Annotated in this window: 18 protein-coding genes and 3 pseudogenes; 10 read left to right on the top strand and 11 right to left on the bottom strand. The window is 47.3% G+C overall.

Annotated elements, in window-relative coordinates; translation table 11 throughout:
- Nucleotides 1-52: 52 nt before the first annotated feature.
- Nucleotides 53-1,837, bottom strand: a complete 1,785-nt coding sequence (locus tag NL324_RS00730) for a hypothetical protein (RefSeq protein ID WP_253305921.1) — start codon at nucleotides 1,835-1,837, stop codon at nucleotides 53-55.
- Between the two features lie 384 nt (nucleotides 1,838-2,221).
- Here NL324_RS00730 and NL324_RS00720 point away from each other — a divergent pair.
- Nucleotides 2,222-3,387 (top strand): annotated as a pseudogene (locus tag NL324_RS00720) (IS3 family transposase).
- On the opposite strand, the gene NL324_RS00715 reads toward NL324_RS00720, so the two are convergent.
- The 3 genes from NL324_RS00715 to NL324_RS00705 all read right to left on the bottom strand — a co-directional run bounded on the left by NL324_RS00715 (nucleotide 3,384) and on the right by NL324_RS00705 (nucleotide 6,082).
- Complete coding sequence (locus NL324_RS00715) at nucleotides 3,384-4,094, bottom strand: tRNA ligase subunit PheS family protein (protein WP_253307088.1); 711 nt, start codon at nucleotides 4,092-4,094, stop codon at nucleotides 3,384-3,386. The pseudogene NL324_RS00720 and the gene NL324_RS00715 sit on opposite strands and share 4 nt — an antisense overlap.
- A 110-nt stretch (nucleotides 4,095-4,204) precedes the next feature.
- A complete protein-coding gene (gene aepX, locus NL324_RS00710; RefSeq protein WP_253305920.1) occupies nucleotides 4,205-5,146 on the bottom strand; it encodes a phosphoenolpyruvate mutase in 942 nt (313 codons plus the stop codon).
- A gap of 48 nt (nucleotides 5,147-5,194) precedes the next feature.
- On the bottom strand, nucleotides 5,195-6,082 hold the full coding sequence (locus NL324_RS00705; protein WP_253305919.1) for a phytanoyl-CoA dioxygenase family protein: 888 nt from the start codon (nucleotides 6,080-6,082) through the stop codon (nucleotides 5,195-5,197).
- Nucleotides 6,083-6,190: 108 nt separating this feature from the next.
- On the opposite strand from NL324_RS00705, the gene NL324_RS00700 reads away from it, so the two are divergent.
- The 3 genes and pseudogenes from NL324_RS00700 to NL324_RS00690 all read left to right on the top strand — a co-directional run.
- Nucleotides 6,191-6,709: a helix-turn-helix domain-containing protein gene (locus NL324_RS00700; protein WP_253305868.1), complete on the top strand. Its 519-nt coding sequence runs from the start codon at nucleotides 6,191-6,193 to the stop codon at nucleotides 6,707-6,709.
- Nucleotides 6,676-7,200, top strand: coding sequence for an IS630 family transposase (locus tag NL324_RS00695; protein WP_301282740.1), 525 nt, complete (start codon nucleotides 6,676-6,678; stop codon nucleotides 7,198-7,200). Before NL324_RS00700 ends, NL324_RS00695 begins: the two co-directional genes overlap by 34 nt.
- A gap of 113 nt (nucleotides 7,201-7,313) precedes the next feature.
- Nucleotides 7,314-8,144: pseudogene (locus NL324_RS00690) on the top strand (IS982 family transposase); the annotation flags it as partial.
- 115 nt (nucleotides 8,145-8,259) lie between these two features.
- Here NL324_RS00690 and NL324_RS00685 read toward each other — a convergent pair.
- Nucleotides 8,260-8,376 (bottom strand): annotated as a pseudogene (locus tag NL324_RS00685) (IS481 family transposase); the annotation flags it as partial.
- Between the two features lie 113 nt (nucleotides 8,377-8,489).
- On the opposite strand from NL324_RS00685, the gene alr reads away from it, so the two are divergent.
- Nucleotides 8,490-9,581, top strand: a complete 1,092-nt coding sequence (gene alr, locus NL324_RS00680) for an alanine racemase (protein WP_253305917.1) — start codon at nucleotides 8,490-8,492, stop codon at nucleotides 9,579-9,581.
- 160 nt (nucleotides 9,582-9,741) lie between these two features.
- Here the strand turns inward: alr and NL324_RS00675 are convergent, their stop codons facing one another.
- Complete coding sequence (locus tag NL324_RS00675; RefSeq protein ID WP_253305916.1) at nucleotides 9,742-10,116, bottom strand: cation:dicarboxylate symporter family transporter; 375 nt, start codon at nucleotides 10,114-10,116, stop codon at nucleotides 9,742-9,744.
- 36 nt (nucleotides 10,117-10,152) lie between these two features.
- Between NL324_RS00675 and NL324_RS00670 the strand changes: the two genes are divergently transcribed.
- Nucleotides 10,153-10,410 (top strand): hypothetical protein, encoded by a 258-nt coding sequence (locus tag NL324_RS00670; RefSeq protein WP_253305915.1) that lies wholly within the window; start codon nucleotides 10,153-10,155, stop codon nucleotides 10,408-10,410.
- Between the two features lie 251 nt (nucleotides 10,411-10,661).
- On the opposite strand, the gene dnaJ is transcribed toward NL324_RS00670, so the two are convergent.
- The 3 genes from dnaJ to tal form a co-directional block, all read right to left on the bottom strand.
- Nucleotides 10,662-11,777 carry a molecular chaperone DnaJ gene (gene dnaJ, locus NL324_RS00665; RefSeq protein ID WP_253305914.1) on the bottom strand — a complete coding sequence of 372 codons (1,116 nt, stop codon included), beginning with the start codon at nucleotides 11,775-11,777 and terminating at the stop codon, nucleotides 10,662-10,664.
- Nucleotides 11,778-11,868: 91 nt separating this feature from the next.
- A complete protein-coding gene (dnaK, locus tag NL324_RS00660) occupies nucleotides 11,869-13,773 on the bottom strand; it encodes a molecular chaperone DnaK (RefSeq protein WP_253305913.1) in 1,905 nt (634 codons plus the stop codon).
- A gap of 141 nt (nucleotides 13,774-13,914) precedes the next feature.
- Nucleotides 13,915-14,868 carry a transaldolase gene (tal, locus tag NL324_RS00655; RefSeq protein ID WP_253307087.1) on the bottom strand — a complete coding sequence of 318 codons (954 nt, stop codon included), beginning with the start codon at nucleotides 14,866-14,868 and terminating at the stop codon, nucleotides 13,915-13,917.
- 361 nt (nucleotides 14,869-15,229) lie between these two features.
- Between tal and NL324_RS00650 the strand changes: the two genes are divergently transcribed.
- The 3 genes from NL324_RS00650 (at nucleotide 15,230) to ettA (ending at nucleotide 20,037) form a co-directional block, all read left to right on the top strand.
- Nucleotides 15,230-16,693 carry an alanine/glycine:cation symporter family protein gene (locus tag NL324_RS00650; protein ID WP_436298157.1) on the top strand — a complete coding sequence of 488 codons (1,464 nt, stop codon included), beginning with the start codon at nucleotides 15,230-15,232 and terminating at the stop codon, nucleotides 16,691-16,693.
- A gap of 860 nt (nucleotides 16,694-17,553) precedes the next feature.
- Complete coding sequence (gene arcA / locus NL324_RS00645) at nucleotides 17,554-18,273, top strand: two-component system response regulator ArcA (protein WP_253305912.1); 720 nt, start codon at nucleotides 17,554-17,556, stop codon at nucleotides 18,271-18,273.
- Nucleotides 18,274-18,405: 132 nt separating this feature from the next.
- Nucleotides 18,406-20,037, top strand: coding sequence for an energy-dependent translational throttle protein EttA (ettA, locus tag NL324_RS00640; protein WP_253305911.1), 1,632 nt, complete (start codon nucleotides 18,406-18,408; stop codon nucleotides 20,035-20,037).
- A 16-nt stretch (nucleotides 20,038-20,053) separates the two neighbouring features.
- Here the strand turns inward: ettA and NL324_RS00635 are convergent, their stop codons facing one another.
- Entirely contained in the window at nucleotides 20,054-21,652 is a 1,599-nt protein-coding gene (locus NL324_RS00635; RefSeq protein WP_253305910.1) for an ABC-F family ATP-binding cassette domain-containing protein, read from the bottom strand.
- Nucleotides 21,653-21,706: 54 nt separating this feature from the next.
- Nucleotides 21,707-23,086: a DNA repair protein RadA gene (gene radA, locus NL324_RS00630; protein ID WP_253307085.1), complete on the bottom strand. Its 1,380-nt coding sequence runs from the start codon at nucleotides 23,084-23,086 to the stop codon at nucleotides 21,707-21,709.
- A gap of 406 nt (nucleotides 23,087-23,492) precedes the next feature.
- On the opposite strand from radA, the gene NL324_RS00625 reads away from it, so the two are divergent.
- Entirely contained in the window at nucleotides 23,493-24,305 is an 813-nt protein-coding gene (locus tag NL324_RS00625; protein ID WP_253305909.1) for a hypothetical protein, read from the top strand.
- Nucleotides 24,306-24,363 lie beyond the last annotated feature (58 nt).

Below are 24,363 nucleotides of genomic sequence, written 5' to 3'. Positions count from 1 at the left end.
TCCTTTGCAAAAAATATAAATTGTATTAAAATTAATCGTATAATTTTAATACTTAAATTGATGATAGTAAGTTTAGCTTATTTCCATCAAGATAGTCGTGTTCTGCAGTATACTTTTGGAGGCTATCACCGCCATCTTCTGATGGAAAAGAGAGCATAGCTGAGGCCACTGGTGGTGTATCAACGCTATCTTGAGATAAATCTTGAAAGGAGTATTCCTCAGATATTTTTTCTAATGTGGTATTAATTTTACTAAGATATGGCGCAATTTCATATTGAGTAATGGGTTTTTCAGCTGATCTAAAAAAAACAGAAACAACAACGTTTTTCATTCCATGAAAAATCTGGCGCTGCTGTAATAATTCTAAAATTTCACTTTCTTTCATTCCCTTATCGTGTAGCTGATCCTTAATAGTATTATAGGGGATGTTATGAATAATGATTTCTATATCTAATTCATTATTTATAATCTCTTTAATTTCTTGAACAATGAGTGTATCTATGACTCGTCCTTCTGGAATGAGAATTGATAAATCTCTTTTTTTCGAAGGGAAAATTTTCTTTTGTCTCCGATTAATAAAAGCAGTAATTCTTCCACTCAGGTTCGCTGGAATTCCATTACCTTTCAGGTTAACTTGCATCAATGACTGGGGCAAAACAGGATGTAAGTTCTCCTTCAACTCAAGAGAGACAATCCGATTTAGTCTAAGGTCTAGAACCTCAAGATTCGTCGAGGCTAGCGTATCCCAAAGTAGTTGCCCTCCTTCAGGACCAATCCCATTTTTTTTCAAATCAAGTAGACGAAGGTTCGGTTTTTGGGGGAGAATTTTAGCTATACCAATTGCTCCAGAATTCTGCAGATCATTCTCACTTAAATCTAAAATTTGCATCGTAGGCGGTGCACCTTGAAAAATAGCCACTGCCCCATCAGATCCCAATTTATTATAACCTATGTCTAGTAACCGAATGGTTGATTTCTCTAGCCCAATTGAAAATAGAGTAGCATCTGTCCCACCTATGATATTTCTTCCTAAATAAAGCACTCTTAGACAGAGACAATTTGGCAAAACTTTCGCCAATGCTTTAAGGTGGGTTAGTTTATTTTCTGCTAAATCCAAAACCTGAATTTTTGTCTTGGGAAGAATAAGAGATAGAATTTCTAATCCCTGATCTGAAACTTCATTGTGCCATAAATCAAGAATTTGAACTCCACTTTTAAAAATCGTCTTAGCGAGTTCACTGACTCCTCGATCAGTAATTTTATTTCCCTTAAGATATAGGCTATGAATTCTACTTTTAGGTAAAATAGAAGCGATCATGGAGATTCCAGCATCGCCGATTTCACGATGAGCTAAGTCAAGAATTTGGACAGTCCCGATAAATGAGTTCAGCTTAATTTTTAAGCTAGGTAGCAAAGGCTCTGTGTGCCATAGGGTATTTAGACACACACCATTGTGATCTTGCAATGTGGCTGCCTTAGAGAGCCAATAGGCAGCTTGCGTCTGATCTCTTTTATAGATGCCGCGAGCATTATTATAAAGAATGGCCAGACGTACCATAGCCTGAGTACACCCGCCATGTGATGCTTTTACAAAGTAGCTCATAGCCTCTTTGTCTGAGGTGCACAAAAACTGTGACATGTGGAAAATTCCCAGCTTTGTTTGGGCGTCGATCACCCCATTCTCGGCCGCCTTATAAGTATCAGCCAATTGTTCTCTCACCTCATCAGCCACTTGAAAATCACCACTAAGATTGCTCGATATATCTTCTGAAAAGTACCCTATAACACGTTGGATTGCTAAAAAAGGAAGGGAGATCCCATTATCTAAGCTATTCACTGTCCTCTCCATAGTTCCTCTGCCAAGTTCGATAGATAGCGTATTCCTTCATTCATCTCTCCCAAACTAATTTTTTTTACTGGTGAATGCCACTCCATATTGAGTCTTAAAGCCTCATTATCTTGAAATGAATTTATCTTAGCAATAAGATCAAATAGGGATGGCCTCTCCCATCGAAACTGTTCGAAAAGTTCAACCAGGAGTGAGCTAGAAATAGGTGGAATGGTTTGCTCGGTCGAAAAGGACGGATATCGGACCTGCTCGTGATAGATAGTGAGATCTAACATCTGTTCCTGAATCCATGGGGTGATCTTGCTACCCTTTAACGGACACAACGAAGAGGAACAAAGCGTATAATTTTTTGTTACTTTTTGAGGTGAAGTTATGAATCAAGGGGAATCAAGGAGCTATGATAAGGAATTCAAGCTGAATGCGGTAAAGCTGTATCACAGCACTGGTAAAACGCTCTGTCAATTGAGCGAGGAATTGGGAGTTCCCAAGAGTACATTGGCAGGGTGGGTCCATCAGCATAACAAGGATGGTGCAGAGGCTTTCCCGGGCAAAGGATACCTGAAAGCGTCTGATGCTGAGCTCAGTCAATTGCGGAAAGAATTGGCGATAGCACGCGAAGAGAGGGATATCCTAAAAAAAGCCTTGGGCATCTTCTCAGTGGCCCGCAAGTAAAATACCAGTTTATGCAAAAGCATGCTGGGGAATTCAGCGTAGAGAGGATGTCCAACGTGTTAGGTGTATCCCGCAGTGGCTATTATCAGTTTATCAAGGCTGAGCCATCCAAGCGCTATTGTGAGGATGAGCGTTTAATATCTGAAATTAAAGAGGTTTATACCATAAGCAACCAAATTTACGGTAGCCCACGTATCCATGCTGAGTTACGAGCTAGAGGTGAGCGCTGTTCACGCAAACGGGTTTGTCGGCTAATGAAAGCAGCCCATATTGCGGCTAAGATGAAAAAACGATTTAAGGTAACCACAATAGTCGATCCAAAGGCCGCAGTGGCGCCTAATTTACTCAAGCAGAAGTTCACAGCCACTCGCCCTGATCAATACTGGGCAGCAGATATTACCTATATTCCGACCCAAGAGGGATGGTTGTATGTTGCTATCGTACTGGACCTGTTCTCTCGTAGTATCGTGGGGATGGATATGCAAGCTCACATGACCACCGAGTTAGTAGCCGCAGCATTACGCCAGGCAATAACACGGAGGAAGCCTGCTGCAGGTCTCATCCACCACTCCGACCGAGGCAGCCAGTATACCAGCAAAGGATTCAAGGCTGTATCGGCGCATCACCAGATAACGCTTAGCATGAGTAGTACGGGCAATTGTTATGACAATGCAGTAGCAGAGAGTTTTTTCCATACCTTAAAAACAGAGCACACCCACTTTGAACGTTTTGAGAGCAGAGAACAAGCCAAATTGAGCATTTTTGAATACGTAGAAGTGTTTTATAACCGACAGAGACGGCACTCAACGCTAGGCTATCTGTCTCCTGTAAATTTTGAAAAAAATTGGTTATCCCAGGTCGCTTAAGGTTTCTCTTCTCTGTGTCTAAAAAAAGGTGGCAAGATCAGGGAGGGGTGACGTAGCAGACGTATATCATTCAACTCTTTTACCGCCATCACACATCTTTCAAGCCCTAATCCAAAGGCAGAGACTCTGAATTGCCGTGGATCTATCCCCTGTTTCTGTAGCAGCGCTGCGGAAGCTTGACCACACTCTAGCATTTTGATCCAAAGCCCCGGCTGTAGGCTAACTTCTATGGAAAAACCTGGAGCAGTGTAGGGATGTACTTTTGGATGAGCACGAGACCGCCAGTGTTTCTCTTGAAATATGCCTTGCAAAATGACCTCTACCTCTTCTAAGAGCGTAGATTCACTCTGTTGGGAGATCGGAGGCGATTGGAAAAGCCATATATCCAGTTTATGAGGCTCTGAAATGCGCTCTGGAGCGGGTAGTGTTCGCAAATAACAGATACCTGGCATTAAAAAGGTCGCCTGCTCTAGGCCCTGGTCGTGGATGATATTAACGGCTCTCCCAAGTAAGGGGGTCATGTGGCTACGCAAAAGCCGGTTGTCTGAGAGGTAGCGAATTTTACGTGATGCCCTTTGCGGATGATTGGCGGGAATGAGGAGGTTATCAAACTCTTCCTGAGTCCTCATAATCCGTGGGCCTCGTATATCATACAGAGGAATCTTTGGCCATCTCTCCTGAATGGCTCGAGATATGCGCTGCACCATCAGCGCGATAGCATGCAATGGAGGGGAGGCTACCTCTGAAAGATCCCTAAGCTGAATAAGATGCTGTAGGACATTCGGTTGTATCACTATGCTATCACCCTATTGTTCATTCACTCCGCAAGTCGCTTGATGACATTTGAACCTTTATCTAACTGCAGCTTCACCTGACGGTCAAGGTGAGGGGTCAAATATTTTTTTTCGGCACTGCTCAACTCTTCCGCATCCTGGAGACGAAAAATTTCCTCAATAGAGGCGATCTGCATCGTCACATCCTTGACATTTTTTCTCTCAAATATCAGGGAAGCGATCTTTTGCATATGCCAAATACTCGCCCTGACCATGTGATTGGCCCATAAAACAAGCGTTATCTCTAATTCATTTAAGAGCTGGTGAGAAAGCGCATTGGCATAGGTAGTGGGTACGATGATGACCGGAACCGATCTATCCCAGGAGCTCATAAAAAGCTCAATATCTTCTGTAGTTGCTTTTTTGGAATGGATGAGCAGCGCGTCGGCTCCAGCCTGCGCATACGCATCACATCGCTCGAGAGTCTCAGTTAAAGTTGCCCCTATAACAAACGCTTCTGTGCGGGCAACAACGCTAAAGGATGGATCTTGTTGCGTATCCTTCGCTGCCCGTATTTTGCCACAGAACTCCTTAATAGGAGCCAATACTTGGCTGGCACTCAGACGGAAAGAGTTACACTTGGGGAAAATCTTATCCTCAAGACAGATGCCTGCTATATCCCTCTGCTCACACTTAGTAACGAGGCGGCGCACATTATTAAAATTACCATATCCTGTGTCAGCATCCATAAGAATAGGAATGGTTGTGCAATCACTCATAAACTCAAGGAGTCCTAGCACCTGAGTCCAGCTGATCTCGTTATTATCGCGCACCATTAATGAGGCAGCAATGGAGAGGCCACTCGCCCATATCCCCTCAAAGCCTGCCTCCTCAACAATACGGGCACTCAGCGCATTATGTGCTTCCAAAAAAAATGATTGATTCTTAGAGCGTAAAATAGCGCTTAGTTTTTCCGTTTTTTTCATAATACAGCACCGTGTCACGCAGTTATCTAGAGAAAATTCCCAATCCCGTCACCACCCAAAAGCCCTGGCCTTCTCGCCCAACATTAAGGAGACCTGATCTTCTGGCGGGCGGTAAACTAGATCGCCACGTGTTTCACCATTAAAATCTCCCAAGAGGCGTCGCTGCCTGGGGGTCATACGGGCCATGATATGCGGTGCTGCGGCAAAATAATAATCCCTGAACCACATCTGTCCATATCTAATAGAGATGCTGAGGCGGCTCTGGTTGGAGTGGTTCGGAGCAACGGCATGCCATAGCGTTAAGGCGTGTATCAAAACATCCCCGGCCTTCAGTTTCAGCTGCACTGCTCCAGGAGGTAACTGTCCTTTTTCCAGATATTGATTTGCCTCCGAGATCAAACAGTAGGGGTTATGCTCTTCGACTCTCCTGAGATGGCTACCCGGTATAGCAATAAAATTGCTAGCATTGTCTTCTTTGACGTTGGTTAAAAAGAATTGAAACTTGAGCTGTAAAGGCAAATTCTCCCGAGTGGGGAGAATACGCTGCAGTGCAGGACCGGAGTCTGTGTGGAATTTTTGCAGATTTGTAGAGCCATCCCTACAGGGGTGCCGTACAAATAGGTGACAACTCATGGCCCTAATGTAGGGACCCATCAAATAGGTGACTACATTGAACGTCTTTGGATGGTCCAGTAGGTAGTCTAAGCCCTCTGTGTAGTCAAACGGATTGTGTATGTTGTAGTACTTCTTCCCGTGAAACTGACTGGTATTGTGACTACTGACGTTGTTATGCTGAGAGATGACTGTACCAACCTCCCCCAGAAGATCAACAATCTCCTGGGGTGAGAGAACATTTTCTAGTATCAAAAAACCGTCACGATGCCAACGTTCAAGTTGCTGGCTCCCTAGGGGCAATCCAACCCTATTTTCGTCCATAAAAATACCCCTTCGGTCATAAAAGTCTCAGTCTTAAGTGCTCTATAAAAATGAAATGCAATGAGTTATGCTAAAGATATGAATTTTCACTCTGCATGCTGTTGCCCAATGAAATTGTCCATAAAATTGACAGAAACTGAGCGCTTTACATTACAACAACTATCTTTAAACCATCATTATAGAGAGACCAGGATGCGAGGAGCTGGACTGTTACTACTAGCCAAGGGACTCAAACCGGTTGAAGTTTCCAAGGAGCTTTTGGTTAGTTTTCGAGCGGTGTATAACTGGATCCATAGGTGGCGCCGAGCAGGTATTTGTGGCCTGCTTTGTCAATATAACGGCGGCCGACCACGAGCGCTGTCGCCAGAAATGGTTGCCAGTGCTGTCGACGCTGCATGCTCGGAATCATTGAGTTTAGCAGGCATAGCCAAACGAGTGGAAGCTGAACATGGTGCCTTACCTTGCACGCTAGAAACACTCGCTTCGGCGCTTAAAGAGCAAGGGCTCTCCTATAAAAGATCACGTTATTCACTTAAAAAAAACGTGATGAAGCCTGTTACATTGCAAAATCAGCTGTACTCTCAAGGCTCAAATTGCTCTCCCGTGAAGACAACAAATATCGTTTGATCTATTTTGATGAAAGTGGTTTTTCCTCTACCCCTCCTGTTCAGAATGGTTGGGGACCTAGAGGGCAGCCGCATCGGGTAGAACCAAAACCACACTGCAGACGTTCGGTACTGGGGGCTTTAGATTTTTCAGCTAACACCTTGTCCCATAAGATTATTGAGCAAAATGTGACAAGAAAAGAGGTCGTTGACTTTTTAGAGGATATTGCCCAGAAGGGTGAGCAACGCTATACCTTTGTGGTATTAGATAATGCCAGTATTCATCATGGCATTGAGCAAGAGACATTGAAACGGTGGTTCGTGGAGAACAATATGGTACTTCTTTATCTTCCCGCTTATAGTCCAGAGCTTAATTTGATTGAGATAGTTTGGAAACAAGCTAAGTATCATTGGCGCCGCTTGGTAACCTGGAGTAAACAAACTATCAATACAGAAATTAACCGCTTGTTGAGCTCTTATGGCAATATTTTTGCAGTTAATTTTTCGCGATAACTTAACTGGTTCGTCCTAACCAATTGAATTACAAAAAAAATCGTTATCCCCTGGGATAATAGGGGTGTTATCCCTGTGATGCAGGTACCCCATCCTAGTGGCTTAGTTTTAAAAAATTTGAGCCAGAGATGTACTCACGATTGCTCGCTGACAAACAACGCTTTCGACGACGCAAAACTCAGCTATCTCTATCAGAAATGATGACTCTGTTGGTGCTTTTTCATCAGTTACGCCATCGGCAATTCAAGAGATTCTATTTGAATTATGTCTCCCAATATTTGCGTGCAGAGTTCCCAAAACTGCCCTCTTATTCGCGTTGTATTGAGCTCATGCCCCGCTGTGCCTTAGCTTTCGCTGCCTTTTTCCAATCGCTAAAAGGTAAGCCAACAGGTATCAGTATTGTCGATTCTACGCCACTAGCGGTTTGTGATAACTTGCGTATTAAGAGACATCGAGTTTTCCACGGTCTGGCCGAACGGGGTAAATCTTCGACAGGGTGGTTTTTTGGTTTCAAGTTACACATCGTTATCAATCACCTGGGAGAGATCCTTAACTGTCGTCTCACTCCAGGCAATGTGAATGATCGTAAACCATTACCCAGGTTGCTTCAGGGCATCGTAGGCAAGCTTTATGCTGACAAAGGCTATCTCTCCAAATCTTTAACAGAAACATTAAAAGTGCTAGGCGTAGATTTAGTGACTAAAGTCAGAAAAAACATGGCACCAATTACTCATTCAGCTTTTGATAAAGCCTTACTGAGTAAGCGTTCATTGGTTGAAACAGTGTTCGATCAACTAAAAAATCTGTGCCAAATAGAACATACTCGACATCGCTCTCCAGCCAATTTTATCGTTAATCTCATTAGCGGAATTGTTGCCTATCGCCTTATGCCTAAAAAACCCTCAATCTCCCTTCAATCCTCTGATTTACTGACCGTTATATGAGCCCTTATCCCGAACTGAGGTTATCTTTAATGAAAAAATTGTGCACCGAGTTTACGCTGCGGCTTCTTAAGTGTTTGCTGATAGAGGACACTGGCATACTGGCTGACCTCGGTCAGAGTGAGCGGAAACTACTACCGGAGATAAAAATCCCCTGTGTACGAAGTTCATTACTAGCCCGATGTTGCCCATGAGCAGGAAATTCAATAGCATAATCAATAACAGCTATTTTAGTGGTGTATTTTTATCTCCACGACCTTTGCAATGAGAGTCACTGGACTCCTTGATAACACTGCATTGGTGTGTGCAGCATGGCTGCTTATCCCGGACAGAGGTTCATCCGCATCAATGACTATCGAGTTATCAGTCGCTACGGCGCTCATCGATCACCAGGCTTTGCAGCACAATGCGTTGCAAATAAGACAGCTAACCTCTCATAGCCAGATAATGGCGATGATTAAAGCCGATGGCTATGGTCATGGCCTACTGCAGGTTGCTCAGGCTTTATCCTCAGTGGACAGCTTTGGGGTGGCACGGTTGGAGGAGGCCCTGCAGCTGCGGGAAGTCGGAATCATCAAACCAATTGTCGTCTTCAATAGCGTGCCTTCAATGCAGGCAATCACGCTGAGCTGCCAGTATCAGCTGACCTTGGTACTGCATAGTCTAGAGCAACTAGCATACTTAGAACAAGCCATCGTCAACAAACCGATTCGGGTTTGGCTAAAAATCGATACCGGATTACATCGACTGGGGATCACAGCGCAGCAGGCTGCTGCAGTCTATCAGCGGTTATCCCATTGCCGGAATGTTCAGCAACCGATTGGTTTACTGAGCCATTTTAGTCGCTCAGATGAACTGACGGCAGAGCCTACCCAGCGGCAGATCACCCAGTTTGATGATTTTGCGCGGGGTAAGCCTGGACTGCAATCGTTAGCCAGCTCTTGTGCCATCCTACAATGGCCACAGTCACACCGTGACTGTGTGCGCCCCGGCCTGCTGCTGTATGGGATCTCTCCGTTATCGGGTGTCCTCGCCAGCGAGTTGGGATTACGACCGGTGATGACCCTTCAAAGCCAGTTGTTGGCTGTGAGAGAGCATCCAGCGGGTGCTCCGGTGGGGTATGGTGCCGACTGGCATAGTCAGCAGGCCACTCGACTGGGCGTTGTCGCACTGGGGTATGGCGATGGCTACCCACGGGATGCCCCCTCAGGGACACCACTATTAGTGAATGGCCGTCGCGTGCCGCTAGTCGGTCGAGTCTCCATGGATCTGCTCACCGTGGATCTAGGCCCTGACGCTACCGAACGGAGTGGCGCAGCGGTGACAGCTTGGGGTGCTGCGTTACCTGTTGAAACCGTTGCACAACACTTGGGAGTCAGTGCCTATGAATTGGTCACTCGACTGACAAACCGTGTTATCAAGCAAATCGTTATTAAGTAATCATTCTCCGTCAACCACTGAGCGGTGATGGCAAATTATCCTAGCAGCTGGAGCCAGGCGCAGCTGCGCTGGAATATCCCTATTATCTCTAAAGAGTCGAGAGGATCATCGCTGGTCGCTTGCTCTCAAGAGATTTTACGCCTGCCAAGTAGATTATCTATCATTTTAGCCCCCCCCCATTTCCTAAAACATTGGCAGCAGTTATCACCGGGTCAAACAAAATATAGAGTGCTGTTATCAGTGACATCATTTCTGTGTTAAATCCTAGATACTTTTCAAGAATAGGAAGCATGACAATAATTCCACCCCCGGGGATAGCTGATACAGAAAATTTAGCCAGTACAAAATAGAAAGAAAAAATCAAATAGTTCAGTAATGAAGGCTCATCCATACCGAAGCTTTTTAATACAGCATAAGCAAATAGTGGTATTGCAAAACAATCACCGACAAGATGAATGTTGACAGTCGCAGGGATGACAGCACCGGCTATCTCTTTATTGTTAAGGTTGAGCTCTGTCCCTTTTGGAGCGATCATGGATAAGTTAAAGCTATATATCAATTTGCCAATATAATGACTTATCCAGGTAGAAAAAAGTTAGAGCAGCACACTGCAGTTATTATTAATCCTATAATATTAGTAGCGCTTTTAGATAAAGTAACAGCTGATTTAAATAGTAAACCAAAGATAATAAAAGGTAGAAATAATGCAATAACTGATTTTATCGTTAGGCTGGTGGAATATAAAGTCTGTTTTAATACAAGAGGGATGATAGGATCAAATAATATAATAGAAAAAATAGTCGACGCCAAGATAAATGGCATTTTATGAAACATAAATTTTCCTCAGATTAAATCTGATCTCATCAAGATCTAATGGATTTAGGCAATAAGAGAGATAGTTCCGGTTGCTTGTCAGGGTATGATTGTTATAGGCCACTGGAGCGGTGGGGCACCCTCCCTCTAAGACAATCATACCCAAACGATGATCTTGATCCGTTAGCTGAACTCAAAAAATAACAAACTGTATACGCTTCATTGTCCTTCGAGAGCTCCAATCAAAATGAGGAAAGATCGGGGAGCCTACTGTGTGAGATCCTCAAAGAATTTTTTAATCCCTGCAAAGAATTTGCGAGAGCGGGGACTGTGTTGTTGATTATGATCCTGATGGAAGCTCTCCTCCAACTCTGTGAGCAAGCGTTTCTGGTGCTCATTTAACTTGACTGGGGTTTCTACCATGACACGGCAGAGCAGATCACCCACTGCGCGTCCTCGGATGGCTTTGACCCCTTTGCCACTCAGCCGGAATAACTTGCCACTTTGGGTCTCCGGAGGAATTGTTAAATTAACTCGGCCATTCAGGATAGGAACCTCTATCTTGCCCCCTAAGGCTGCCAGGGTGAAACTCACGGGCACTTCACAGTAGAGATTATTCTCTTGGCGTTGAAAGAGTGGATGGGGTTTCACCTTAAACTCAATATAGAGATCCCCAGCTGGGGTGCCGAAAGCGCCGGCTTCTCCTTCACCCGATAGGCGGATACGATCGCCAGTGTCTACTCCTGCGGGTATTTTGACCGATAGGGTTTTGGTCTTTTCCTGACAGCCACGACCACGGCAGGAGGAACAGGGGTCGCTAATGATCTTCCCGCGCCCTCGGCATTTGGGGCAGGTCTGTTGGACGGCAAAGAAACCTTGGCGCATCTGAATTTGTCCAGTACCCCGGCACGTTGAGCAGCTGCTGGGTGTCGTTCCCGCCTTAGCGCCGCTGCCACTGCAAGTCTCACAAGCGACCAGGGTTGGAAACTTTAGCTCCTTAGTCAGGCCACGAACCGCCTCTTCAAGCGATAATTCAAGAGTGTGCAGTAAATCAGAACCGCGGGGACTGCTTTGCCGACCGCCACCAAAAATATCGCCAAACATCTCTCCGAAAACTTCGTTGAAGTCAGTGGTGCCTTGCTGCCCCATTCCACCATTTTCAAAAGCGGCATGTCCATGGCGATCATAAGCCGCTCTTTTCTCACTATCGCTCAAAATCTCATAAGCTTTTTTGATCTCTTTAAAGCGTGCTTCAGCGCCTTTGTCACCTTGATTGCGATCAGGGTGATATTTCATCGCTAGGCGCTTATACGCTTTTTTAAGGGTATCCTCATCAGCATTGTGCGGGACCCCTAAGGTGTCATAATAATCTTGTTCTGCCATGGCTATCAACCTACTACACTTTAGCGGCAAACGGGCGTGGGAAACCCCAACGCCCGTACCTAATCAAAAACCAGTCCCAGCGGCGATGGTTTTACTTTTTATCGGTGACCTCTTCAAACTCAGCGTCGAGGGCTTCATCGTTTCCCTGGCCACTGGCCGTTTTTTCAGCGTGATCTGGGGAGTGTTGTTGTGACGATTCCATCAATTTGCTGGAAACTTCGATCACCGCTTGAATTTTAGCCTCCAGTACCGCTTTGTCTTCCACTTTTTTAGCATCCTCTAAGGCTTGGATGGCTGCTTCAATGGCGGTTTTTTCTTCGGCGGGCAGTTTGTCTCCCACGTCGTCCAACTGTTTGCGGGTACCATGAATGAGGTGGTCTGCTTGGTTACGCAGCTGCACGATCGTTTCAAACTGCCGATCAGCTTCTGCATTGGCTTCGGCATCGCGTACCATCTTTTCAATCTCCTCTTGGTTTAAACCCGAAGAGGCTTTGATGGTGATTTTCTGTTCACGTCCGCTTTTTTTATCTTTAGCCGAGACATGGAGGATGCCGTCAGCATCGATATCAAAGGTCACTTCGATTTGCGGCATGCCGCGAGAGGCTGGCTGGATCCCCTCCAGATTAAATTGTCCCAGCGATTTGTTATCAGCAGAGCGTTTCCGTTCACCTTGTAACACATGAATCGTCACCGCTGTTTGGTTATCTTCAGCTGTGGAAAACACTTGACTATGTTTGGTGGGGATCGTGGTATTTTTCTCAATGAGCTTGGTCATGACGCTACCCATGGTTTCAATACCCAGCGACAGCGGGGTCACATCCAAGAGGAGCAGATCCTTCACATCACCAGCCAAAACTCCGCCCTGGATGGCTGCCCCTACCGCGACCGCTTCATCGGGGTTGACATCTTTACGGGGCTCTTTACCAAAGAAATTTTTAACTTTCGCCTGTACCAATGGCATCCGAGTTTGACCACCGACTAAGATAATGTCATTGATTTTGTCGGCGGTTAATTTCGCATCAGTTAAGGCAATTTTGAGCGGCTCTAAGGTACGGTTAACCAACGCTTCTACCAGCGACTCTAATTTGGCACGGGTTAATTTAATCATCAGATGCTTTGGCCCGCCGGCATCAGCAGTGATATAGGGCAGATTGACGTCGGTTTGCTGGGCTGATGAGAGCTCTATTTTCGCTTTTTCTGCCGCCTCTTTAAGGCGTTGCATCGCCAGCGGATCGTTCTTGAGATCCACCCCCTGCTCTTTTTTGAATTCAGCTACTAAATAGTTGATCAGGTGGTTATCAAAGTCTTCGCCCCCTAAGTGAGAATCCCCATTGGTGGCAAGCACTTCAAAGGTCCTTTCCCCTTCAACATGGTTAATTTCAATGATCGAAATATCAAACGTTCCACCGCCCAGATCATAGACCGCAATGATGCGATCATCACTCTCTTTGTCTAATCCATACGCTAGTGCCGCCGCCGTAGGTTCATTGATAATACGTTTAACCTCTAGGCCAGCAATGCGTCCCGCATCTTTGGTGGCTTGGCGCTGTGAGTCGTTAAAGTAGGCAGGAACCGTAATCACTGCTTCCGTGACGGACTCCCCTAAATAATCTTCCGCAGTCTTTTTCATCTTTTTGAGAATTTCTGCAGAAATTTGGGGCGGGGCTTTTTTCTGATCTTTCACCGCAACCCAGGCATCACCGTTGTCAGCCTTAACGATTTTATAGGGCATAATACTGACATCACGCTGGACCTCTTCATCCGTAAAACGCCGCCCAATCAACCGTTTGATAGCGAAGAGCGTATTCTGTGGATTGGTCACCGCTTGGCGCTTGGCGGGTTGTCCTACTAAGGTTTCATTGTCTTGAGTATACGCAATCACGGAAGGAGTGGTGCGATCCCCTTCACTATTTTCTAGCACCCGCGGTTTTGTGCCATCCATGACGGCGACACAAGAGTTAGTCGTTCCTAAATCAATTCCAATAATCTTGCCCATTGAACCTCTCCACGCTCATGATAGTTTGTCGTCGCACAGTGCTTCATCAGCTTGCTCACTGCCCCACCTGGTGGACTGCACGAACAGTTGAATTTAAAGATGGGGGCGACTGAGTAGGCATCAAGAGGAAAGTAAAAAAAATTAATGAGACCCAGCAATTAACTGCTCTAATTGCTCCTGAGCGACCGCAAATTGCCGAATGCCTTCAGCCAATTTATCAACAGCCATAGCATCCTGGTGGTGTAACCAGTAAAATTCTGCTTCCGTTAAGGCGGCAGGGGGGGGGGTTAACACCTCTGGTGGGCCTAAGTGTGCCAGTAGGGATCCAGGGCTGTCCGCCAAGGCTTGTAACAGTGGAGGCGCAATGGTCAGTTTGTCGCAGCCTGCTAAGGCCATAATTTGATCAATAGACCGGAAGCTGGCCCCCATGACGACAGTGGGATAGCCATGTTGTTTATAATAGTTATACACTTGGGTGACAAAAGCCACGCCGGGATCACCTTGAACAGGCGAGGTTGCACGATCACCGTGGGTTTGATACCAATCGCCAATACGCCCCACAAAGGGAGAAATCAGGGTGACACCCGCTTCAGCACAAGCGCGGGCTTGGGCAAAAGAGAATAACAGGGTTAAATTGCAGTGGATCCCTTGTTGTTCTAATAGGGCGGCGGCTTGGATCCCCTGCCAGGTGGCGGCGAGCTTGATCAACAGTCGTTGTGGATTGCCGCCGGCCTGGCGATAAAGCGCTACGAGACGCTGGGCCTTAGCGAGGCTGCCTTGAGTATCATAAGAGAGGCGCGCGGGGATCTCGATAGAGAGCAGTCCAGGTATCATGGGGGTGATCAGTAGGGCTATTTTTACCACTAACTGATCGGCGGCCTCGGCAAGTTGTTGCTGCGGATCGGTGGTTTGTTGGCGTGCCCAAGCCACGGCTTCATCTATCAAATGGCGAAAGGAAGGCTGTTGTGCCACCTTAAGAATCAAAGCAGGATTGGTCGTGGCATCGACCGGTTGGTAGCGTTTAATCGCCGCCAAATCACCAGTATCGGCGACCACAGTACTCCAGCAGCGTAGGGCGGTTAACTTATCCGTCATATGAGGAGTGCTCTCAGGTTTATCATGCGGAGGGTTATTCAATGATGAGTGGGGAGCCGTCGGTGGGTGATGAAACACGGCACGAATCGCCTTATCATTGAAGGGGATGATATCTCGGCGATTGTAGTCGAAAGTGCCTAGCAAAGCGAACAATAAAACCCTCTTCGCTGCCTAGCTCCGGTGGTAAGCAGCTTAGAGGATCTGATGGGGTGGGTAAATCCATAAGGATTTCTGAGCAATTTATGCTAGAGTCTTAGGGATATGCGGGAAGCACACCATTCTCTGCTACTAACGCTGGTCGTTGGTCGCCTGATACCTTGATGATTCTCATTGGAGTGGATTTTTTATAGCGAGGGTTTTCGTGAATGCTTTTTTGATGTTTATTAATAGCTATTTGGGGGCGACCCTCCTCTACTTACTGTTAGGCGTAGGTCTGTACTTTACTGGGCGGTTAGGTTGCTTGCAGATCCGCCATTTCTCCCATATGTTCTCCTTGATCAAAAGCAGCCGGAATAAGTCACAAGTCGGGATCTCCTCTTTCCAAGCGCTTTGTACTGGCTTAGCGGCGCGCGTCGGTACTGGTAACTTGGCAGGCGTTGCGGTTGCCCTAACGCTCGGAGGGCCAGGGGCTATTTTTTGGATGTGGATGATTGCCCTAATCGGCATGGCCACCGCGTTTGCTGAAAGCAGCTTAGCACAGCTTTACAAGGGCAAAGATCATCAAGGAAACTATTGTGGAGGCCCTGCTTACTACATGGAAAAAGGGTTGGGTAAGCGTTGGCTGGGGGTGCTGTTCTCGCTGTTTTTGATCATCGCTTACGGGTGGGTTTTTAACGCGGTCCAGACCAACTCGATTGCGCAAGCGATGCACCTCGCTTTCGGCTTGAACCCGCTGTATGTGGGTCTTTTTGTGGTCGCCGTGGCCAGCACGATTATTTTCGGTGGTAACCGCACCATCGTCCGGGTAACCGAGAGGGTGGTCCCCTTGATGGCGCTGATCTATTTAACATTAACGCTCTGGGTGGTTATCACTCATTTTGCACAATTGCCGGCCATCATCACCCTGATTTTTAAAAGTGCGTTTGGGTGGCAAGAGGCTGGTGCTGGAACCTTAGGGTATACGATGGGGCAAGCGCTATCCAACGGCGTCAAACGGGGACTGTTCTCTAATGAAGCGGGTATGGGATCAGCACCCAATACGGCCGCGGCTGCCGTTCCTTACCCACCGCACCCCGCTTCACAGGGCTATATTCAAATGTTAGGGGTCTTTTTAGATACCTTTGTGATTTGTAGTGCAACCGCAACCATTATCCTGTGCTCTGGTGCACTAGAGAATGCCCACGGCCTGGGCGGTATTGAGCTGACGCAGCAGGCTTTTTCGGCAGCGGTGGGGCCCTGGGGTGCGGCATTCGTTGCCGTGGCCCTGTTTTTTTTCGCCTTTACCGCCGTGATCGCCAATTACTCTTATGCTGAGGGTAATTTGAATTTTCTTAAGCAGAATCATCCAGGACGGTTGACGCTATTCCGTCTTAGCGTGCTGGGCATGATACTGTTGGGTGCTTTGGTTGAGGTCCCGCTCGTGTGGACTTTGGCAGACATCTCGATGAGTTTGATGGCCATCACTAATTTAGTAGCGGTCGTGCTACTCTCTGGAACCGCTATCAAATTGGCTAAAGATTACCAGGCTCAACGGCAGCAGGGGGAATTACCGTTCTTTACCACAGAACACTACCCTGAGATCGCTGGGCAGTTAACGCCAGGGATCTGGCCGTCAGGTCCATCATCAAACCCCTCAGAGAACCTTCAGAAGCGTGAAATCGCTTGATAATCAGGTTTTTAGCTGCTTATAAGCGGATATTTTTTACCCGGGAGCGCCGCAGGATGGGCAGTAGCGGTGCCCTAATCTTTCACTACCCCTACGTTGAAACAGGCGCCAGCGCTTCCTGACAGGCGGCCTCAGCAGCAGACTCCCGTCTGACTACTGTTGATGACTATCCCTACACCCCCTGGGCTTGCGCGACCACGCTCCGCAGAGGGACTGCCTGCTCAGATCGGCCATCACCACGCTCCATACTAGCCCTAGGCTAGGGGGCTAGTAGCGCTCTCATAGCCGAGATCATCCTCTTTTTTATCCTGGTTCTATAGTCTTTTATGACGAAGTTCTCTATTTTTGTAACAACAATATCTCCTATTTTGCTCTGTTCCTGCGAAAAGTAATCTCCCGTGTAAATTTTTCTTCACCTGTTAGATCAGAGAACCGAGACTAAACCTCCGTAACAATAAGAGAGGCATTATGTTAACAGTTTATAAATAATCTTGAAATATTTAATTAATTAAATGAATATTTTATATTTTATAGTTGTTAAAATAATTAGTTACATAAAAAAACAATATTGATATATATCAATAAATGATTCATTAAAAAACATTATAGATATTTATTTTTTGTTATTATGAGACCATGTAAAAAAATTTGTTATTTTTTAATAACATAAGAAAATTATTCAATGTTAAGGATGTTAAGCTCCATCGTGATATAAATTTATAATTGTTTGTTTTAAAAACAAATATTTGTTCTATACTCGTTAAGGTATCGTTTATTATTGCACCTTTTTAGGTTGCGTAGCCTACAGACGATGCCTTTATGTTTTGGTGAACTTTATGACAATGCTTTAGGTAAAACACATGCAAACCGCGCATATCCTGATTGTTGAAGATGAGCTAGTCACTCGTAACACTTTAAAGACTATTTTTGAAGCAGAAGGTTATCTGGTTCATGAGGCCAATGATGGTACTGAAATGCATCAGATATTGGCGGAGCATCCCGTTAACTTGGTGATTATGGACATTAACCTACCGGGTAAAAACGGTCTGTTGTTGGCACGTGAACTCCGTGAGCACGCCAACATCCCCTTAATTTTTCTCACAGGGCGGACCAATGAAATCGATAAAATCCTTGGTTTAGAGATTGGTGCGGATGACTATCTGACCAAACCGTTTAATCCCCGTGAGCTCACGATTCGTACACGTAATTTGCTGTTTCGTTCTATGCATCAGGAGATCGTTGATGATAAACAGCGGCCGGTGGAGCAGTACAAATTTAATGGGTGGACGCTGGAAGTGAATAGTCGGTCGCTGATTAGCCCGACTGGCCAAGTCTTCAAACTGCCGCGTAGTGAATTTCGAGCCCTACAACTGTTCTGTGAACATCCCGGAAAAATCCATTCGCGGGCGGTTTTACTGAAAAAAATGACTAATCGAGAGCTAAAAGCACATGATCGGACAGTGGATGTGACCATTCGGCGGATCCGCAAACATTTTGAATCAGAGGCTGATTCACCTGAGATCATTGTCACCATACATGGTGAAGGGTACCGTTTTTGTGGTGATCTGCAAACCTCTTGAGGGGTAGTCTTGGCGGATATAGGGGAGGTGATGTTGTTAGGGGCTCAATAGGGCTAACAATCCCTTAGATTTCATACTGTGATCGATTACAATGACCGGTACTTGATTACAACAAAACGCTTAGGACCCTGCATGGCTCAATATGTCTACATGATGCATCGTGTGAATAAAGTGGTCCCACCAAAGCGTCACATTTTGAAAGAGATCTCACTGAGTTTCTTGCCGGGCGCTAAAATCGGGGTGTTAGGTCTGAATGGGTCGGGTAAGTCGACGCTACTGCGTATTATGGCAGGCCTTGATCAAGAGATTGATGGTCAAGCGATCGCTCAACCAGGGCTGAAAATTGGCTACTTATCGCAAGAGCCTAAGCTAGATCCACAGCAGAGTGTGCGGGAGGCGGTTGAGGAGGCAGTGGTTGAGGTTAAGCAGGCTCTGAACCGACTGGATGAAGTGTACGCGAGTTATGCAGAAGCGGATGCTGACTTTGACAAACTGGCACAAGAACAGGCCAGCTTAGAGGGCTTAATTCAGGCACACGATGGTCATACCTTACCACAGCAGCTGGATCGCGCTGCCAGCGCGTTGAGGCTACCAGCTTGGGAGGCCAAAATCAGCCAGCTATCAGGGGGTGAGCGTCGTCGGGTGGCTATTTGCCGACTGTTATTGGAAAAGCCGGATATGCTGCTGTTGGATGAACCGACCAACCATTTAGATGCCGAATCGGTTGCCTGGTTAGAGTCCTTCTTACAAACCTACAGCGGAACTGTCGTGGCGATTACGCATGATCGTTACTTCTTGGACAATGTGGCCGGTTGGATTTTGGAGCTGGATCGAGGGGCAGGTATTCCCTGGCAGGGGAACTACTCCTCGTGGTTAGAGCAAAAGGGACAGCGATTAGCCCAAGAGGCGTCTAGTGAAGCGGCCCACAAAAAATCTATCGACAGTGAGCTGGCGTGGATCCGTCAAAATCCTAAAGGTAGGCAAGCGAAGAGTAAAGCGCGTTTAGCGCGCTTCGAAGAGCTTAATGCCCTGGACTATCAGAAACGCAATGAAACCAACGAGCTATTTATTCCTCCAGGCCCGCGCTTGGGAGATAAAGTCATTGAAGTGCATCATCTCAGCAAATCCTATGGTGAGCGGTTATTAATCGATAACCTATCGTTCACCGTGCCTAAAGGGGCGATTGTCGGGATTATTGGTCCTAATGGGGCGGGGAAAACGACGCTATTTCGCCTACTCATGGGGCAGGAGAAACCAGATTCTGGTCGTATTGAGACAGGCGACACTGTTGTGATGGCGGCGGTTGATCAATCTAGAGAGGCCCTAGATGATCACAAGACGGTCTGGGAGGAGATCTCGGATGGTCTAGATCTACTGCAGGTGGGATCTTTTATCCTGCCCAGTCGTGCTTACGTCGGCCGCTTTAATTTTAAGGGCGTTGATCAGCAAAAACGCATTGGTGAACTGTCAGGAGGTGAGCGCAATCGGGTCCATTTGGCCAAGTTGCTAAAAACAGGCAGCAATGTCTTGCTACTCGATGAGCCCACCAATGATTTAGATGTTGAGACTTTGCGAGCGCTGGAGAATGCCTTGCTAGAGTATCCAGGCTGTCTGTTAGTCATTTCGCACGATCGTTGGTTCTTAGATCGGGTTGCCACCCATATGCTAGACTACGAGGGCAACGGCAAAATCACTTTTTATCCGGGTAATTTTACCGATTACGAAGCCTGGAAACAGCAGCGTTTAGCAGTAGCGAGCGGCTAAAGCGCTTGCACGGCTGTCAACGTCGTCGAGAGGGTGGTTGACTGTGACGCTGATGGCTGTTATGGCGTAGAGAAGCTTCATACATCGTGAGATCACCATTGAATTGGCTGAGAGTCCCCTGATTAATAATCCATAGGCGATCAGCCACGTGCTGGATTAGATAGCGATCGTGGCTGATCAACACGACAGCCCCTTGATAGTGATTTAAAGCCGCCATCAGCGCCTCACGCATCTCCATATCGAGATGGTTGGTGGGTTCATCCAAAATCAGCAAATGGGGTTTATTGGTCGTTAAACAAGCAAATAGTAGGCGTGCTTGTTCACCCCCTGATAACGCTGAGACCCCTTGTTCGGCTTTCTCCCTGGAGAATCCAAAACGACCTAAGTGCGAGCGGATTTTCTGGTCATTCGCATTTGGCCAGCGTTCAGCAATATGGCTGTAGGGGGTTCCTACCGATTGTAGCACCTCATTCAAAGCTTGATGATAGAAGGCCACGTTGAGTTTACGGTGGCGCTCCAAGCAACCCTGTTGAGCGGGCAGATCCCCTGATAAAAAGCGGGCTAAGGTGGTTTTTCCTTGACCATTAGCACCGACTAAGGCAATACGATCATCAGGGGCTAAATAGCCGCTAGCCTGTCTTAACACGGCGTGTTGCGCATACCCGAGGGTTATTTTGCTAAAGGAGATCAACGGAGCACTTAAGGTTTCAGGCTCAGGAAACTGGAAAGCGAGTGTGGGATCATCCTGCTCTACTGGAATAAATTGCAGTTTCTCGAGGGCTTTTAAACGGCTTTGTGCCTGTTTAGCTTTGGAAGCCTTAGCGCGATAGCGATTCACAAAGGCCATCATGTGATCTTGCTGCTGTTTAAGTTTGTGATTATGGGCAGTGATGTTTTGCTGCTGCATTTGATAGGTGGTTAAAAAAGTCTCAAAATTGCCGCTATAAGGCGTTAGCTGTCCCTGCTTCAAATGTAGGATCTGGTTGACGGTCTGGTTTAGAAAGTCGCGATCATGCGAAATCAGCAGAAAACTTTTAGGATAACGTTGTAGGCATTGCTGTAACCAAGCGGTGGTTTCCAGATCCAGGTGGTTGGTGGGTTCATCTAACAGTAGCAGATCGGGCTGTTGAAAGAGGGCCGCGGCCAAGGCGACCCGCATCCGAAATCCCCCAGAAAAGGTCGCTAAGCGCCGTTGTTGATCAGCATCATTGAAGCCTAATCCTTTTAAAATCAGCGCGGCTCTCGCTTCGGCACTATAAGCATCGATCTGGATCAAGCGATCGTACAGGATGGCCAAGCGATTGGCATCTTCACACTGCTCTATGGACTCTAGTAACTGCAGTCGCTCGGCATCTTGAGATAACAAAAAGGTCAGCGGCGTGAGCTCACCATCAGGCAGCTCCTGCTTAATGGTTAGAATAGACCACTGTTTGGCGCGATCGATGCGACCTTGATCGGCGACCAACTCCCCCTGGATGAGTTTAAATAGCGTTGATTTTCCCGATCCATTGCGCCCCACCAAACCAACGTGTTGTTGATCAGCTATTTGGAAGCTGATCTCTTTTAACAGCGAGCGTCCAGCGATCGCATAATCAATTTTTTGCATAGAAAGCATGGTGGGTGTTGTTCTCCTGGAACAGTCTGATTAAAGTACTACAAAGTCCTGAGGTTATAGTTCAGCTAACAGGGCCAGCGCCTCCGACAGGCGTTTAACCGCAAACACCTCTAGGGATGCTGAGGGCTGTTTAGGACGGTTGGCATAGGGAATAATCGCCCGTTGAAAGCCATGTTTAGCCGCTTCTGCCATCCGCTCTTGCCCACTGGGAACCGGGCGGATCTCTCCAGCCAACCCCACCTCACCAAAGACAACCAGTTGTGCCGGCAGCGGTCGATCACGGAGGCTAGAGACTAGGGCGAATAATAGCGCTAAATCAGCACTCGTTTCACTCACTTTGAGGCCGCCAACCACATTAACAAACACATCTTGATCGGCCATCTGCACCCCAGCATGACGATGCAGCACTGCCAGGAGGAGTGACAAACGGTTCTGCTCAAGGCCCACCGAGACCCGACGCGGATTTGCCATCACCGAGTGGTCGACCAGCGCTTGGATCTCCACTAACAGCGGGCGGGTGCCCTCCCGGACCACCATGATAGCGCTCCCCGCGGCGGTTTCAGCCTCGCGATTCAGGAAAATCGCCGAAGGATTGGTCACCTCGCGCAGACCCTGTTCGGTCATGGCAAACACGCCCAACTCATGGATAGCCCCAAAGCGATTTTTATGGCTACGCAACGTGCGGAACCGCGAATCCGCCTCACCCTCGAGCAGCAGTGAACAGTCGATACAGTGCTCCAATACTTTAGGGCCAGCCAAGACCCCATCTTTGGTCACATGTCCCACCATGATAATCGCTATTTGGTGGGTTTTGGCGAAACGGGTTAAATAGGCAGCACTCTCACGCACCTGTGCCACGCTACCGGGTGCGGATTGCAGATCGGCTAGCTGCATCACTTGAATGGAGTCGATCACCACCAATTTGGGTGCCGTCTGTTGCATTAACAGGCAAATTTGCTCAACACTCGTGGCAGAGAGCATCAGCAGTTGATCAGTCGGCAAGTTGAGACGCTGGGCGCGCAGCGCCACCTGCTGGAGGGACTCCTCACCCGTCACATAGAGTACCGGCATGCTCGCGGCGAGCTGACATAAGATCTGCAGTAGCAGGGTACTTTTGCCAGCACCGGGCTGACCGCCGATCAAAATGGTACTTCCGGGAACAATGCCGCCGCCCAACACCCGATCGAGCTCGCCGACCTCTGTTGAAAAGCGGGGCTGGGCTTGTAATGAAATCTCTGATAGGCGTTGCGGCTGGGTGTTATCAGCTTCCCCGGCATAGCCCAGCGTGGTTGGGGAACGCACACTGTTGGTCGCCACCAAACGAATTTCACTCACCGTATTCCACGCTTGACAAGCACTACACTGCCCCTGCCAACGGGGGTAGTCCGCGCCACACTCCTGGCAGACGAAGGATCGTTTGACTGCCTTAGCCACTCTCATTGTCCTCATGCTCTTCAGGTGATTAGCCTGGGTTGAACGCCACAGCCGCTAGCTATCACCGCTGTGATCAGAGAGTAACTGCTCATGATCCTGAAGACAATACCTCAGCTGATATCGCCCCTGAAGGCTTAGGGGTACTCAGGCCCATAGGGCTGATGGCAGCTTAATCGTCAATTCAGCCAACGGATGGAATACCTATTCCAAAACCAGGGATAAAAAGGGCTTTTTGATGGGCCTACCGGCTGCTTTCGCTTACAGTAGGGATGAGCTGCTTTCTATTAGCAGGAATGCAACTGCTGTCAGGGATCACTCATCGCTGGTGCTCTTAACGGCCAATCGTGCCAGGAGGCCTCTTATTGAATGCACACCCGTTGTTTCATAAAATCATGAGGAGTGTCCTATGCCAAACTCACCTGCAGCTGATATCACCAAAGCCCTACGACACGCTGTTAAGGAAGAGAATATTCCCCAAATCAGAAAAATTTTGCTCGATCCCCAACTATTTTACATCACCTATAATAGTGCGTTTGCTGCTCCCTTGGAAAAGGCCGTTAAAAAGGGCAGTAGTATCCTGGTACAGATCATAGTGGAGGCTATTCAAAAAAGATATCAGCAAGATGCTGGCCCTGATGCAGCGGCTGTTATTAATAAAGCCATTCAATTAGAGACGACCCTGAGCTATCTAGATATTTTAAAAAAACTTTATAAGGCACGGGCTAGTCTGCCGGTGCACCAAAAATGTGATATCACTGTATTACGGAACGCTGTGGTAGGGGGCAACCAAGAGGCCATTCAAGTGATCCTAGAGGCGAACGCACAGACGCCGCTTCCGGGTGATCAATTATTAGAGGAGGCGGTTGAGTGGGCTATGAAAAAAACACTGTTGTCCTCCAAGGCACTGCTGATTTCACCCAAGGCACGGCAAGCGGTTGTTGAAGATCCAGCTGCCGTGGTTGAGGACTCTCTGCCTTTGGCGGCACTGCCAGCAACCCCCAGTAAACCATCCGCCACTGCAGCAGCTAAGCAACTGATGACCCCGAGCAAGCCATTACCACGACCCTCAATAGAGCCTAGCCCGGATTCGCAAAAATTAGCAGAAATCATGCAAATGATGCAAGCGATGATGCCTTCGTCGGAATCAGCTGTTGGCAGAGCGCTCGAAAGCGCCTCTGGAGAGGGGATTCCTGCCACCCCGATGATCGATCCATCGTGATAACCCCAGCAAGCTGCAGGAGGTTAACGGGGTTTAGAGGGAGTACTTTTCATCTCCT

Origin of the sequence: unidentified bacterial endosymbiont, from assembly GCF_918320885.1 — a bacterium.
Lineage (GTDB): Bacteria > Pseudomonadota > Gammaproteobacteria > Enterobacterales.
Note: the sequence above shows the minus strand (reverse complement) of the source record. Positions and strands in the feature narration are given on the sequence as shown.

Excerpts from the sequence above, each read along its gene's own strand:
- NL324_RS00715 (WP_253307088.1), bottom strand. The coding sequence starts at position 4,094 with ATGGTGCAGCGCATATCTCGAGCCATTCAGGAGAGATGGCCAAAGATT.
- aepX (WP_253305920.1), bottom strand. The coding sequence starts at position 5,146 with ATGAAAAAAACGGAAAAACTAAGCGCTATTTTACGCTCTAAGAATCAA.
- NL324_RS00705 (WP_253305919.1), bottom strand. The coding sequence starts at position 6,082 with ATGGACGAAAATAGGGTTGGATTGCCCCTAGGGAGCCAGCAACTTGAA.
- NL324_RS00700 (WP_253305868.1), top strand. The coding sequence starts at position 6,191 with ATGAAATTGTCCATAAAATTGACAGAAACTGAGCGCTTTACATTACAA.
- alr (WP_253305917.1), top strand. The coding sequence starts at position 8,490 with ATGACTATCGAGTTATCAGTCGCTACGGCGCTCATCGATCACCAGGCT.
- NL324_RS00675 (WP_253305916.1), bottom strand. The coding sequence starts at position 10,116 with ATGATCGCTCCAAAAGGGACAGAGCTCAACCTTAACAATAAAGAGATA.
- NL324_RS00670 (WP_253305915.1), top strand. The coding sequence starts at position 10,153 with ATGACTTATCCAGGTAGAAAAAAGTTAGAGCAGCACACTGCAGTTATT.
- dnaJ (WP_253305914.1), bottom strand. The coding sequence starts at position 11,777 with ATGGCAGAACAAGATTATTATGACACCTTAGGGGTCCCGCACAATGCT.
- dnaK (WP_253305913.1), bottom strand. The coding sequence starts at position 13,773 with ATGGGCAAGATTATTGGAATTGATTTAGGAACGACTAACTCTTGTGTC.
- tal (WP_253307087.1), bottom strand. The coding sequence starts at position 14,868 with ATGACGGATAAGTTAACCGCCCTACGCTGCTGGAGTACTGTGGTCGCC.
- arcA (WP_253305912.1), top strand. The coding sequence starts at position 17,554 with ATGCAAACCGCGCATATCCTGATTGTTGAAGATGAGCTAGTCACTCGT.
- ettA (WP_253305911.1), top strand. The coding sequence starts at position 18,406 with ATGGCTCAATATGTCTACATGATGCATCGTGTGAATAAAGTGGTCCCA.
- NL324_RS00635 (WP_253305910.1), bottom strand. The coding sequence starts at position 21,652 with ATGCTTTCTATGCAAAAAATTGATTATGCGATCGCTGGACGCTCGCTG.
- NL324_RS00625 (WP_253305909.1), top strand. The coding sequence starts at position 23,493 with ATGCCAAACTCACCTGCAGCTGATATCACCAAAGCCCTACGACACGCT.